Annotated in this window: 8 protein-coding genes; 1 reads left to right on the forward strand and 7 read right to left on the reverse strand. The window is 44.7% G+C overall.

All coding sequences use genetic code 11. From position 1 onward, the window contains the following. Positions 1–11: 11 nt before the first annotated feature. From AC1XUD_RS01780 to AC1XUD_RS01810, 7 genes are all read right to left on the reverse strand, one after another. Entirely contained in the window at positions 12–2,288 is a 2,277-nt protein-coding gene (locus AC1XUD_RS01780) for a hypothetical protein (RefSeq protein WP_483359222.1), read from the reverse strand. Positions 2,289–2,315: 27 nt separating this feature from the next. Next, the gene (locus AC1XUD_RS01785) at positions 2,316–4,445 is read right to left on the reverse strand and encodes a hypothetical protein (RefSeq protein ID WP_483359223.1); all 2,130 of its coding nucleotides are present in this window, start codon (positions 4,443–4,445) and stop codon (positions 2,316–2,318) included. Between the two features lie 23 nt (positions 4,446–4,468). After that, positions 4,469–6,928 (reverse strand): hypothetical protein, encoded by a 2,460-nt coding sequence (locus AC1XUD_RS01790; protein WP_483359224.1) that lies wholly within the window; start codon positions 6,926–6,928, stop codon positions 4,469–4,471. A gap of 33 nt (positions 6,929–6,961) precedes the next feature. After that, positions 6,962–9,694 carry a hypothetical protein gene (locus AC1XUD_RS01795; protein ID WP_483359225.1) on the reverse strand — a complete coding sequence of 911 codons (2,733 nt, stop codon included), beginning with the start codon at positions 9,692–9,694 and terminating at the stop codon, positions 6,962–6,964. Positions 9,695–9,706: 12 nt separating this feature from the next. Next, positions 9,707–10,726: a peptidoglycan-binding domain-containing protein gene (locus tag AC1XUD_RS01800; RefSeq protein ID WP_483359226.1), complete on the reverse strand. Its 1,020-nt coding sequence runs from the start codon at positions 10,724–10,726 to the stop codon at positions 9,707–9,709. Positions 10,727–10,923: 197 nt separating this feature from the next. Continuing rightward, complete coding sequence (locus tag AC1XUD_RS01805) at positions 10,924–11,880, reverse strand: O-fucosyltransferase family protein (RefSeq protein WP_483359227.1); 957 nt, start codon at positions 11,878–11,880, stop codon at positions 10,924–10,926. Positions 11,881–12,143: 263 nt separating this feature from the next. Next, the gene (locus AC1XUD_RS01810; RefSeq protein WP_483359228.1) at positions 12,144–13,355 is read right to left on the reverse strand and encodes a C39 family peptidase; all 1,212 of its coding nucleotides are present in this window, start codon (positions 13,353–13,355) and stop codon (positions 12,144–12,146) included. Positions 13,356–13,578: 223 nt separating this feature from the next. Here AC1XUD_RS01810 and AC1XUD_RS01815 point away from each other — a divergent pair, with 223 nt between their 5' ends. Next, on the forward strand, positions 13,579–14,058 hold the full coding sequence (locus AC1XUD_RS01815) for a GyrI-like domain-containing protein (RefSeq protein ID WP_483359229.1): 480 nt from the start codon (positions 13,579–13,581) through the stop codon (positions 14,056–14,058). Positions 14,059–14,204: the final 146 nt, after the last annotated feature.

Here is a 14,204-nt window from a genome sequence, read left to right on the forward strand (position 1 = left end):
AAATTGCGGTTTCAGGCGTCTTTTAAAAGTAACATATTGCCTTTGCTTGTTCCGGTTCTTTCCACAGATGTCCCGTCTTCTTTGATCAGCGTAAGATTAAAGCTATACGAAGTGGCGTCCATTGTAGTCCGCGGGATAAACCAGCTGAGTGGTTTACCTCCCGAATCCGCATCCAGAAACAGCTCCTTAGTATTGGTGATCGCGCCGTCAACATGGGTCAGCGACAGAAGAGCGTTTACGTAGTTAGTACCAAGTTTGAGCAAAGTCGCATTGATAGTCACTTTGAATATTGGCAAAATGATCGTTTCCTCCGACTCTTCGCCTTGAATCCAGCCGCTTTTCGAGATATTATCATCGGCCATAATCCGGTACCTGTATTGGTATTTCCGTATGGATTTATCTAACAACACGAGTTTGATAGAAGCGGGCTCCCAGCTTTCTTCTCCTGAGAGCTCTACTTTGTCAAAACTTGAGAACTTGTTGACAGTATCTTCATATTTGAACTCAACAATGATCTTTTTCACGCTGGCGTCCGGAGCAGTTGCCAAATCCACATTAAGCGAAAGTGTATCCTGATACGGCGACGGTACTTCGATTTTTTCCTGATTATTTTCGCTGAGGTAAGATTTTTTAACGTCTGACTTAACCGAACTACCATCTTTTGCAAAATAAGTAGCCGTCCAAACAAGAGGAGCGTCGACCAGTTTTCCGATAATACGCGATAGCTTTTCGCCCTCAGGTTTGTCTGTCTTAAGTATCAAACTATCACTAAAATGGTCAGGATCGCCTTCCTCTTTGTATGAAACATCCACCTGGACAGCTACAACTGTGTTATTGCCGGTAAGAGAACTCAAAATCGGATGAGGTGTAAAAATCGCATCGATTAAACCGATTTTACCCACGTTGATATTGAGTTTGGACGAATTGGTCTTTGTTGGTTTTGTAACAGCTGGCTGCGATATGCCCTGGAAATAAACTTCCGTGGTATATACGGCCTCACCGCTGTCGTTTTTAGGCCTTCTGAAGTGCCAGGTATCCGTTTCGCTTCCCTTTTTGAATAAGACTGAGTGTTTTTCCTTGGCCGACGGATATTCTATATTCACTTTGACAGCGCTCACAAATGGCTCCTTATCCCAAGGGGCGTCGGCGGAAGTATCAATTGTAATAGTTTCCACGACCTTTTCACTGAGGTCAACAACTTTGGTAATCTGTGCTTTTCTGTTGTCGGGAATGTTTTCCAAAAAGTTCATGATCGTGCCTTGCGGAGATATCTTCCACTCAACCACGTCTTCTTGTGTAAAACGGAGTTCCACAAAAGAGCGGACCTCTTCAGTCATTACCTTAATCAGAGAATTCTGGCGTTCCTCCTGGGTCATCCCGTGAATACGGCTTTTAATGATTTCCTGAACTTTATCCTCGATCAGTTTCATCGCCATAGTCCTGAGCTGGCTCACATATTCGTCTGAAATTTCAGACGAGCCTTTCCGTATTTCAACGTTCATCAAGCCTTCCTCTGTCAATTTTTCCGTCACTTCCGTTACATCAATACGTTCCACATCCGCATCTGAACAGCCCTGATCCACATTTTTCCAAACGCGTTCTGCTTTCCTGTTAATCTCACTTTCCTGCGTCGAACCCGCCCATGCTCTGATTTCCAGACTTGGAAGCCGCAACTGAAATTTAAGATCGAACCGGATACTGATCGCTTTTACACCTGCCTGCAAAGATTTGAGCCATATGGCTGCTCCTTTTGGATTCAGACGCAAGGCAAAGGCAGCATTGTTGTTTCCGATCAAACTGGCAGGACCACCCGCCGACGACCAGCCAACCAATTCTCCTGCCTGCTCTTCAAGCAACGTAACGGTGCCTTCGGTAAAATTCAAAGCACCATATCTGATTTCCTGAATTGGTGGAATATCCGGATCCGGCACCGTAGTCTGACCTCTTGCTTTGGCGATCAGTCCAAGGCGTTCGTTTTCCTTTTTGATCAATATCTTTCTCCGATTTTCCTGCACCCGACCCGATTTTAGCTTATCGGTAATTTCTTTTAAAACAGCATCGCTAACCCCCAAATGGGCGTCAAAGTTGATCCAGGCGCCGCCGAGGCCTGCGGTTTGCCCAGCCGCACCGTCCGCTTCGTCGGTCCAGAAAAGACCGCTGAAAATAGGCGTCCCATTTTCTACCCGGATTTCAGGAGTGGTTTTGATGGCATAAAACAAATTGCAGTCTTCGTCGTCCGGGTATACGGCAACATCTTTATGGTTAAGGACACTAGGAATCGTTATCATGACATTGTTAATTTTGAAAGTTGGTAACTAAGCAAGCTTTTCTGGTCTCACACTGAGGAAGTTACTGGATGTGGATTCAGGCGTGATCCATTGCGACCATTTCGGATCGTCCAACACGTAATGCGTTCCGATCCTGTATTCATAGGTTCTGCCAGTCAACTGTTGAGAATTGAGAATCTGCGAAATGGAGCGTGCCATTTTTACCGTTCCCGCAGGAGCGGTTCGGGTAAGGTTTACTGAAAAGGTATTGCTGTTGGGGCTTCTCACTTCTACTTCCACACGGCTGATCTGCAGATAAGGTTTAAGCGTTTCCGGATCAATATCAGTCCATCTTTCGAAAAGTGGACAATTGATCTGAAGCTCCCATACCTCCGGATCGCCCGTGGCGTAGTCAATCACTTTGCCAAGAAGGATATCGGGATCTTCGGTCAGCGATACGCTATATGGCTCAGCAACCAGATTGGTCCAAAAGCTGCCATCGGCGAGCGTGTCAATATCCTCAGTTTTCAGATTTACCAACTTTGATTCCTTTCCTACGAAATCTTCGACCCAAGGTGGTTGAACGCCTATTTCATAGTCGGCATCGTATATCGTGCTTTTGATTTCGGAAAGTAGCGTCACCTCCACACCTCCAATTTTGATAGGAAAGTTGTTGGGATTTGTCAAATTGAAACCTTTGATAGAATCTTCAGTGTCAATTACTCCGAAGTCGACCGGAATACCGGCCAGTTTACGGATATCGAGATATACCGGAACCGGCTGTGTTAGCACCTGAGGCCCCTGAGCATTTTCGAAAGGAAGCTCGAAATTGATATCACCAATCGAGAAACCGTCTTTTATTTCTTTTTTAAGAAAATCGAAAGACTCCAGAGAACAGTCGATAGTGAGTGTAAAGCCTGAAACGGGGTCAATTTTATCAATTTTTTCAGGAACCTTACCCCGAAAAACGGCATTGTCACCCGCAAATGCATCTCTCAAAGCGAAGTTCGCGGCGCTATATCCGCCCATCCGAAGGTCACAATATTTGATGACACCTTTTGATTCTTTGTCCAGAATCGTAAACAAATCCTTTTTTGCTCTTGGATTAAAATACGGAACAACCTGTATATTGAGCTTGATCCGATAACTTTCCGGATGCTCTGCACCTTCCGCAGACGGAACCATCGCTATCGAGATTTTAGGTTCACCCGAATATTCATTCACGCTGATCCTGAATTCCTGCGGAAGGAAATAAAAAGTATCCGGGCTGGACGTCGGACGGTAATTGATGGTATAATTCCCGGTGTTTTTGGTCAACGAATGACTTTTCCAAGTCAGTTCTTTTATTTCAAACTGATCCGAAAAGATCCCGAATACGGAATTGTCTTCCTTAGAATATTGCGCAATGATCTCTGCACTCAGGGCGATCGTACCCGAAGCAGGCTGAGGTGGCGGCGCGGGCTGGGTCTGCGCAAAATTGACCAACAGTGTAGGTTCCACCGCCATCATCGCCACTCTTCTGTCAGCAAATGCAAACGGCCTCACTCTTCTGTCGACGACGCTCCCAACTGTTTTTGGCAACGGTCTGGTTATTACCTGGGGTCTGGGTTGAGGCTGAGGCTGCGGAGCCTGAGCAATTTGGGCCCACGGTAAATTAGAAGTAACAACCAGACTGAATGTCGCCGGAACATTATTGGTTAAACCCACGATCATATCCTTGATTTCGTCCCAGGATAATTCCACCTCGGTGTGAAGATCCTGCAGGATATTCACAGCGTTGATCAGCGGAGACTGCGTGAGCGTCATTGGTTTACTCACTTTGGTCGGGCCTGACTGGAAGGAAAGCGTAATCCCGAAATTGCTTGGTATCAACGGATGAACATCCGGCTCATCCCGGTATATCTCGATGATACTATTCAGTTTTATTTTTCCTGTGCCTTCATCTTTTGTAAACCAGAATGCGTCGGAATCGGCCGTAACGCCACCTCCTGATCTGGTTTTGATCCTGAATTTCGGTTGCCCGTATTTATTGCCATTCGCAACATATACCCGGTTTGGATCTGACGGCTCTTCATTCAACATGTTCGGGGCCGTGATCGGGATATATGCGAGTAAAGACGTTTTAGCTTGCAGGGTGTATAATGCAGGCCTTATCTTAAAATTATCAACAGTTTGCATTACTAATTAAGTTTAAAGATTGATCAAGCCTGTGGTGCTTTTAGTAATAAATATCCTGATGTGATTTCTTTTTCTTCGACCATCACTGAATCAGAGCCATCGGCCTTTTCAAACTGGAGCGCGTATTTAAAAGGCTTGCCGATAGAGCTGAAAGCCAGTGCATTGAAGTCGTATTTCTTTTGTTCGGGATCTATTTTTACCGTCTCATTTACGAAATAATCGCGGTCTTCCTCGGTATAGCTAAGCGTTACCAACACGGCGGAGTAGGTCGTCCAGTTAATGGAGCTGCCATCCACGGTAAGCTTCTTTTTATATCTCCTCAGGTTGATCGGCGCAATATCTTCGTCAGAATCAGCTTCGGTCCATATAGAAGTAAAGAGAACACCATCTAGATACTCCACGAAATAGCGATACTTGAATTTGCTGCTGGCTTTGTCACGCTGAGGCATTGTCCAGTTCCAGGTTTCTGTTTCCTTAAACCAATGGTCGTATTCCTCTTTAATGCCAAACTGGGTATCCTGATAAAGCACTTCAACCTTCGCGGATTTAACAGAATTCGTGTCGACGATCACATCAAAAGTAGCCTTCACCCGGCCGGTGAGCATATCGTCAACGATCAACGTATCGCGGGACTCCGGTTTGACCTCGCTCGTAGTTTCCGAGCCGTCGATATGGTGGTACTTGACGCTGTAGTGATAATCCTTGCTCTGGTGTCCGTACATGTAGCAACGCCAGCTGCCGGTAGGGGAGGCCTGCGACAGTTTGATATCCTTTTTAGCATCTGGTTTGCCGCGAGCGTCCTTGTATTCCAGGCTAACAACAGCCTCTTTGATCACGCTCCAGTCGATATCGCCTGCAGTAACATTGACGGCAACAAAGCCAAGACGGTCATATGATATCACCAGAGAACGATCGCTGATTTTGTCCAACTTGATTTCCGGTGGCGATTCCGCGGTTCCGGTATATGCTATTTTTGCTACAACATCATAATAATCAATCAGTTCTCCCTTCTCGTTTCTCGCCATCGTCACGCGGAAGGTGTTAACTTCTTCGCCGGTTTTGTACATGAAGGATTTGGAACTTTCGCGAACCACCCCGCTTTGGGCGTCTTTCTGACGATACGATATATTAACAATTACGCTGTAAATATTATCCAGTTTAAAGTCCGCATTGACCGCAATCTGAACCGTCAGGATCTGCACCAGCGGGCTGCTGACATCGATATATTTAATGAGATCAGTGCGTTGCTTTTCCGTCAACTGCGTAATCAGCGTCGCATTGGGGAATCTGCGAAATTCTACGGTTCCGTTCTTTTTAAAAGTAAAGTTCAGCGTGTTGATCTTTGACTTATCAACATTGTTTTTAAAAGAATAATAGGTATCAACTGTAGGTTTGGTACGTTCCGCCTCGGTCACGCCCATTTCGGGGTTGGGCTTGATGGGAGTACCCGCCGCATCCGTTTTTTCTTCTTGTCCGATAAACGCTGATTCAAAGAAATTCGGGATGATCGTGCTCATGATCGTATCCATGAGCGACGAACGCAAGCTGCTTTCGATATCCTTGATGTCAGCGCTGTTCGCTGCAACATCGCCAAAGTCCGTTATTTCAATGGAGATTACCTTGGCATCTATCATTTGCTCTACCAGTGAGGCAACATCATATTTGCTGGCGGTGACGCTCCTCGCGTCCGTCGTCGAGCTTCCGCCAACCCAGGTTTTCTTCCTGATATATCCACGGTTTTCTTTCCGGTAATCTTCAGAATAGCTTTCCATGTAGTTGTACATCTGCGTAGAATTGGCATATACCTTTGCTTCAATATTTGGCACGAAAGCAAATCCGCTCAGGTCATATCTGACAATGGCCTGAAGTGGCGTTGTTTCTGCGCCTTCGCCGGTGTATCCCTTGGTAAGCGCATCGTAGTATATCTGCGATCCTTCAATACCGAAGGTGGCATAAAAACTGGATGAATTTGACCCAATCAGCGAAGGCTTCACTTCCGCACTCGAAGACTTTTTGAAAGTGTCACCCAAACCTTCCAATATTTCAAGTTTGGCGGTTCCTTCTTTCCAGGTATTCGGCGTGCCCAGTTTAATAACTGGCTTATTATTCCCGGCAGCAGCGATGAATCCCGCTCTTTTCGACAATGTGCTGTAAAGTCTGACAAATCTTGAAGTGGGCGTCGTCAGAATCCCTTCGAGATACTCGGTGATTTTTTTGTGCTCCTCTTCAGTTAAAGCCAGGTCAACAGTTAACAAGAGCTGGCCTAGCTGTGTTTCTACCAAATCTTTATTTGGACTACTCGCATATGCGATATCGGCATTTCTTGAAAAAAAGTTAAACGACATCTGTGGATTCCCGGCTTCATCAACGGCGATTTTCGGACGCCCGCGGAGCGCATAAAAAGTATCCGCTTTTTCGTGGTCGCGAAAAATTTCAATATCGTCTAGTCCCGGTACTTTCACGGTGGGGAATAACATTAGCATGACTAATACAAATTTTGGTGAGAAAATAGATTTTTAGATGTTGGCAATTCTGAGCATGAGTTCGTCCAGCCCGGATGGAACCACGATATTGAGTACTTCTTCGGCACCGGTAGTTCGGAAAATACGGGCTACCACGCTGAGTGGATCCGCAACGCCGACACCTTTCAGTACAACAACGTCTTCGGTTTTTGCTTTGCGAAGAAGTACCGTTTCAAGAGGTGCTTCTCCATTTTGCGCGTCGTTTTCAAAGATCTGAACTTCGATGGCGGCTATCGTCCCTTCGAAGGTGGAAGCTCCAAGTAGTGTGAAAATCTTTAGAACTTTTAATCCGCTGTTTTCCAGGTTAATAGCCGGTGTATCGGTATTGTATGTTTGTTCGACTCCAGTTACAATTTCGCCGTTGGTCAACAAAAACTGGGTTGTTGCACGCCATATTCTTGGTTCGTCCTCTTTCAGCACAACCGCAAATGTTGGCTGTAATGCATTATCGTTCAGCGGAGTTAAAACCAGAGACTTGCTTAATTCTTCTCCTTCAATATTGGTAAAGCTGATTTGAACGATGGCCTTTGCAATGATCTGCATTTTATCGCGGACAATCGGAGATATCGTCAAAACGCCGGTTCTTGGGCTGTTAACAATTACCTGTGAGTCTTTTTGAGCCTCAAATTCTTCTTCAACGGAGTCGTCTTTAAAGAAAAACTCCTGACGTTTAAAGTATTGGTATTTGTTAGGAACAGCGGGCGCGATCAGGAATTTCTGCAGATCCGACGCGTTTTGGCGGAATATAGTCGTCCTTCCATTAGATTCCTTCGCAGGTGAAACAAATACCTGAACCGACTGTATCCCGTCGTTTGAGAATATGATATTACCAGGCTGAATTTCAACGGGGATCAGAGGTGAGTGATCGGAGATATTGACTGCAATGTCTTTTTCCGTAACATTCTCGAAAAGTCTTGATTTGATCTTGGTTTCGTGAGTTCCGATGATCGATCCGGCCTTGTGGATAAATTCCACGTAATAATCATATACCAGCGTACCGAATTCATCTACAAAAAACCGGATGGCTTTCCGAGGTGTATTGTTGCTGACGGCAATGCTTTCGTTGTATTTTCTTTTCGACTTGTCGCCTTGCGCTCCTGCAAAACCGTAGGCAATATGTACAATGGCCTCTGAAATCTGGAACTCATCAAAATCAAGTGCAGCTCTGATCTCGATCGTAATTTCCTTGAAAGGACCATCCCCTAAACGGACCAGCATCACTTGTTTATCTGCATCAAACTGAGTGCCTTCCAAAGTTAAAGCGCTGGATGGGTGATACATATTCGATTTTGCTTCGGCTTTATCGAATACAAATGTGCGTTTCGTTTCCTGAGAAATCGAACGGTGTTTCAACGAGTATCCCGCGTTGATATTGATCTTCGTCTGCACCTTTTCCTCCTGCGGCGGCGTGGTTGACGTCGTTGGCGTGGTCGGGGTTGGCGAAGTAGTTGTTGGCGTTGTAGGGCGTGATGGCGTCGGCGTTGGTGTAGTCGGCGTTGGGGTCGGGGTGGTCACCGTAGTTGTCGGTGTCGTCGACGACGGTGTGGTCGAGGTTGTTGGTGTTATACGAGGCGGTGGCTCCGGAGTTGGAGTTGGGACTGGCGTTACACCGTCATTGCTCGGCGGCACCAAAGTGCTTGGCGACGGTCCGCCGCCACCTCCCAAATTGGTGTTGGTTGTTGTTGGTGTATTAGTTCCTACACTGGTGGAAGGTCCGCCGGTGGTCGGAGTTGTTGGGGTCGGCGAAGTTGGACTTGTTGAAGTCGTCGGCGTGCTCGAACTAGGTGTCGATGTGGTGGACGTCCGTGTTGGAGTAGAACTCGTTGCCGTTGAAGTCGTTGTTCCTCCAGTATTAGGTAAAGTACTGGCGAGCACATTGTAATCTTCTCTTGGTATGGCGGTAGCCTCAAAAAGAGAGGGAGACAGCAACTCGCGCACGAGTTTCATCGCGTTAGGATCGTCGGCTCCCAAAGGTCCGCCCGTTCCGCCCCCGGTGTAATCGACCTGTTTTACGGTGATAGCACCGGTATTGACCAGGTTTCTCATAATCAGGTCAATATCGTTATTGGAAACGATCTTCAAAGAGCCGGTGTCCAGGCTGAAATCAGCGTCAATATGGTGTTGCCAAAAGTCTTCCGTTGCCTTAAAATCAACCGTAATTTCAAGGTGATATGCCGGTAAAACTCCGAGATATTCAAGATCATACACTATACCAACCTGTGTCTGTGAGCCCTTTTTAAGCAGGTTCCACATGATTTGCGCCTCTTTTCCACCTAATTGCAGCGAAAATACCGCAGTTTGTCTCCCAAGTAGTGCCGGTTTAGTAGACCCCGCAACAGTGAATTTCACAGAAGGATTGTCATCTCCCCCCTCACTACCAAACATAACCAGTTTTACGGCTCCATCCTTAAACGGAACCTGCGCGAGGCGAACTTCGCCGGTACCTGCCGAAGCAAGTTCTGATCTGACTTGCTCAATTGTGTTTTCGTCAGGCCCCAGCTCAACTTCCAGCGTTAGAAAGCCACCTTCGCGATCCAGATCTTTGCTGAATTCCGGGTCGGTTCCTTCCAGTACTTCGCCATCAATATAGGCTACGAATTGAATACCTTTTCCGTTGTTGGCAATTTTTACCTTTTCTTCGGGTAAAAAGTAGTATTGACTAAGATTCTGAAAGTCACGGTAAACTGTAAGTCCCTTGATGACTTGCTGATGTTCAATAGATAGCATGATTTTTCACTTTTAATGTTGCGTAACAAAATGTCGGGTGTGCTCAAAAAATCGCAGCAGGTCGGGTTTGGTCAGATGTTTTTCGGCAAAAAAGTCGTTCTGGAATTTAATGAGCGAACTCATCGTCTCCCTTTCGAAACGACCGTCCAATATGCCGGAATAGTAAGGAGTGGTGTTATTGTGGGTTGTGACGGATGATAATATACGTTGCGCTTTTCGGATATATTGACCAGATGCTCCGTACCTAGTCTCCGAGGAGGGAAGTCCTGGGCCGCGGGCGTTAAAATCATTATAACTGAATAAAAGCAAAATGTATTTGGAAGCCAAGTCCGGTTCAGATTGATTGAGGGTATCCATGAACCTTGCCCAACTGTTCCATTTACCACAATTCGGCGGTCGGCTCAAATATGCCGTGGGCTGACCCACAACAGTGATGCATCCGGAGCTGCTGAATGGCATTCGAAGTGCGGCAAGACACTCTTCTTCGGAATTATTGAAATTCCCCAGAGGTTCCATTCTTCCGGCATGCAAATTGTCGCCGGGGAGCAGGATTTTCTCTTCTTTTTGATTAAGATCGAAATACAGACGTCGCTTCGTTATCCTGACAGACGGAATGGATACGTGTCCGAAATCATCCATTAAAAATGCCTGATGACGCTGAAAACTGCCATCTTCCCTGGGATGAAGGCCTCTTGTCAGTTCATATTTGCCAGGTTCGAGTATATTAAAATGCGTTAGCGCCTGTTGATTTTCAAACAAATATTTAACTGACGGAACCGTACTTCCGGGAAATAACGAAACTCGATCCGTCTGCCTGTTCCATATACCTATTGTACATCTGCTGGTGGTATAATTCAATCGGCTTGATTGTACCCGATGCTCTTTTTTGGGCTCAGCAGAAACCTCGGGATTTCCACTCAAAACTGACGGTGGCAAGCCACCTCTGATCCCAAACAATACAAGTCGCTCTTCTCCAATTTCGTATTGGAAATTGCGGCAAATATTCGACAATATGGTACCAGATATTTTCAAAGTATTCCAGGAAATCTTTTAATACTATAGTCTAAACTTATATAAATTTGATGTGGCAAACAATTTATGAGTACTTAAATTTAATGACCTAATTAATCTTCTTATTTATCGGCAGTGTGCTGGTAATCAATTGTATGTGTAATCGAAATTAGATAGAGTTTATACTACAATTGTATAAAAATAGGTCTTGATACTATTTATTGAATATGTATGTCGTCGCACTGGTCACGACCTGTAATGCAAAGCCAGTGGGGATGATTGCCTTCCTCAAACTCGAAATCCGTTTCGGTCAACGATTCATGAAAAAGTACCCGTTTGTCCAGGCGAGGAGCATATACTATGGCCGAACTGAGAAATGCGGCCCACCAGCTGAAAGATGAATTGGCTCTAAATATCACCTTTGCAAACATGAGTTTCAGAAAATCTTCAAACCATGAAAAAACAACATCATCGTAATACATCGATCCCTCAGGATAGCTCCAGTAATCTTCGTATTTCACAGACTGAACACCCCATTGCCCGGTGCGGTCGTCAGTTACCCAGGTTACATCGGCATATTGATAGCCATATTTTTCAAAAGCCTTTTTATATGAATTTAGCGATATCAACGAGTATCCCTGATTAGAAACATTCTGGGCATTGGCTATATCGTCCCTTCTCAAATGAGCAACTATATAAGATTCTTTTTGTGCTTCCATTTTTCTGTACAAAGGTGAAGCTTTCAAAGCAGGCGAAAAGCGGCAATATTCATTCAAAATTTTATCCCTGGAATAGCGTGTGAAAATCGAGGAATGGTAGGAGCAAAGGCTATCAATACAAACATTCACTTTTCCATAGTCACCCGGTTCATCGGGATTCATATAGATCACATTGTCACCGGTTCGTTGATTGTATCTGTAAATCGCATTCATTCTAGCATCTAGATTATCAAGCTCCGGCATGGTCTGATTGAGATAGAGCCGCAACTCAGCATCGGGAATAATCTGATGTCCCGTATGATCGAACAAATAGTCGCCTTCCCACTTAGACGGAACCCAAATGTCCAGATTGAATTTATCAGCATAGTGTTTCAGAAAAACATAAGTGAACATCCGGTTTCCGAAACGACCGTTCCAATGTAATAATATGATCTTGTTTCTCTTCTCCGTACTCATTGCGAATCCATCCTTGAAATGGTAAACCTCGTTAACGAACCGAAACAAATATAGTGTGCTCCACAACAATCTGGTAGCGTATTTTTACGCACCTTATTTAATGGTAATTAATAAGGTGTAGCGGTATAAATTTAGGCAGCCTGATTTACTACGACTGTTGGCTGGAAATGATTTTCCTGTTTCGACCCAAATTTTTCTATAAAAAAGCCGAATTCAATATGGATTCGGTCTTTTTTTCGATGTCAATTGCAATTTCCTACTTCTTATACTAAAGTCAGAACGGCAGTGAATGTTCTGCGATAGGTCTGATTAGCAAAGTTTTCCCATCGGGTTACAACACCACTGGTCGGTGGCCATGGATCGTAAACCAGTAAACCTTTGAACGTATTCCAGGGATTAAAGCGGGTTTGTGTATATCCGGCGACTGTTCGGGAGTGGCCAGGCACAAAACTGATCAATGGTCTGTTAGCATCTATTTCATTAACAAATTGGCTCCATGTCGGAGTGGTATTCATCGTCGCATTCAATGCATTTCGGCTGAGGCGCTCAATCGTGGTTACGACATCGTTGTCTCTCGAGTACGGCAATCCGTTGGGATTGGAAAGCGTACCCAAGCCAAGTTCCGTTGCCAGTCTCGCCTGAGTATAATTGTAACGATAAAAGTCCAATAGCATCTGCACACTCGCACCTACACACCACACATTGGTAAGTTGGCCGCGGAGCTCGTAACAAATATTGTGATCATCGTCATTCGAACTGTAATGAAGCTGTCTTGTCTTAATAAGAGAGAACACAGGTATCAATTCGAGGGCAACAAACCGGTCTTTAATCAATTGATTTTCAATGAATTTGAATTCCCTAGGAGCTTTGGGAAAGCGTTCTGACGGCCATTGTGGGCATATATCATCCCAGTTTGAAAGATATTTTTTGAAGGAAACGAGGTTCTTTTCATGAACTTCTTTGGGAATGGATTCTATAAATGACCATCTTTCAAAGTTGGATAATTCCTCATTTGGTTTTTCTGCTGTTTTCGAAGGCACTCTGGCCCAGGAGAATAATTCCAGCATTTCCACCTCTTTCCCTTTTAATAGAAATTGGAAGGCAAGTTTCGGATAGCTATATGCAACGAGCCGGATCTGATCGTAAGTATCCGCTCTGCTGATTTTTCTGAACTGCTTTTTAGCATCTTCAAGTAGTGACTTTTCATCCCAGGGGCCGAAGCCTACGGCAATTATAGGTTCAATAAATGCAGAATTTGCCGCAATGTCGGCATATCCCGTTTTTGATCTTCCTTTTGTGAGCGAGAGGCGGTAAAATAGCACTTCACCATTTATGTCATAAATGATCGTAGGTTTTGAAAGAATTCGAGCCTTGTCAAAATTCTCGGCAGGTAAAAGTTCTGCCGCCAGAAGAGAGTTGAGCTCGAGGCCCGCCACACGTTTGACTGTTTTTACGTCCAGAATTTGCTGTCCCATTTGTTCAATATTAGATGGTTTATGTAGATTGAAATTGAGAATTCAAAAATCTTAGTCGAGAATCAGAGGGTGCAGGGAAACAAACGGAAGGGAAAAAATTCGATATTCCTGTGGGTTTTATAAAATGCGATTTTGATCCACAAGAAATATTCCCGTTTTTGTTCAGATTTGTGTTGTCATATTGTAGAAGAACACCGGCCAGAATAGTGAAATTTAGATATATATGTTTCTCAGAATAGAACTACTTCCCTTAAAAAAGCTCGTAGGAAAGCATAGAAGAATGTCACTTGCAGTGAACCGGACACGGGAGTTGTGGCAAAATTTTATGCCGGATCTTTTGAAAATTGAGAACAGGGTAGGTGATGAGCTATATGCAGTTCAGATTTATAATGAGGGGCACTTTGCCAATTTTGACCCTGCTACTGAATTCGAAAAATGGGCAACAGTGGAGGTAGAAAACCAGCGGAATATTCCGACCGGAATGCAGGCTTTTGAAATTCCTCAGGGATTGTATGCAGTTTTTTTGCACAAGGGGTCTGCCAGTACGGGAGATGTTACTTTCAATTATATTTTTCAAACATGGCTTCCTAATTCCGGTTATGAGCTGGATAATCGCCCGCATTTCGAAATTTTGGGAGCGAAGTATAAAAACAATTTACCCGATTCGGAGGAGGAAATTTGGATACCCGTTAAGTTAAAGTAGGCTTTGATAAAACGTACCTTAATATGGCGGTCGGTCAAAGCAAAAGAAGTGAAAGGCGGAGATCTCAAAAGTTGCCATGACACTTTGTTTGCGGTCTTGCTTTTTTTCTTGCCAACTTCGCGTGACGATATCCGACGTTTAGAAAT

Source organism: Dyadobacter sp. HNCC25DJ184, from assembly GCF_056895215.1.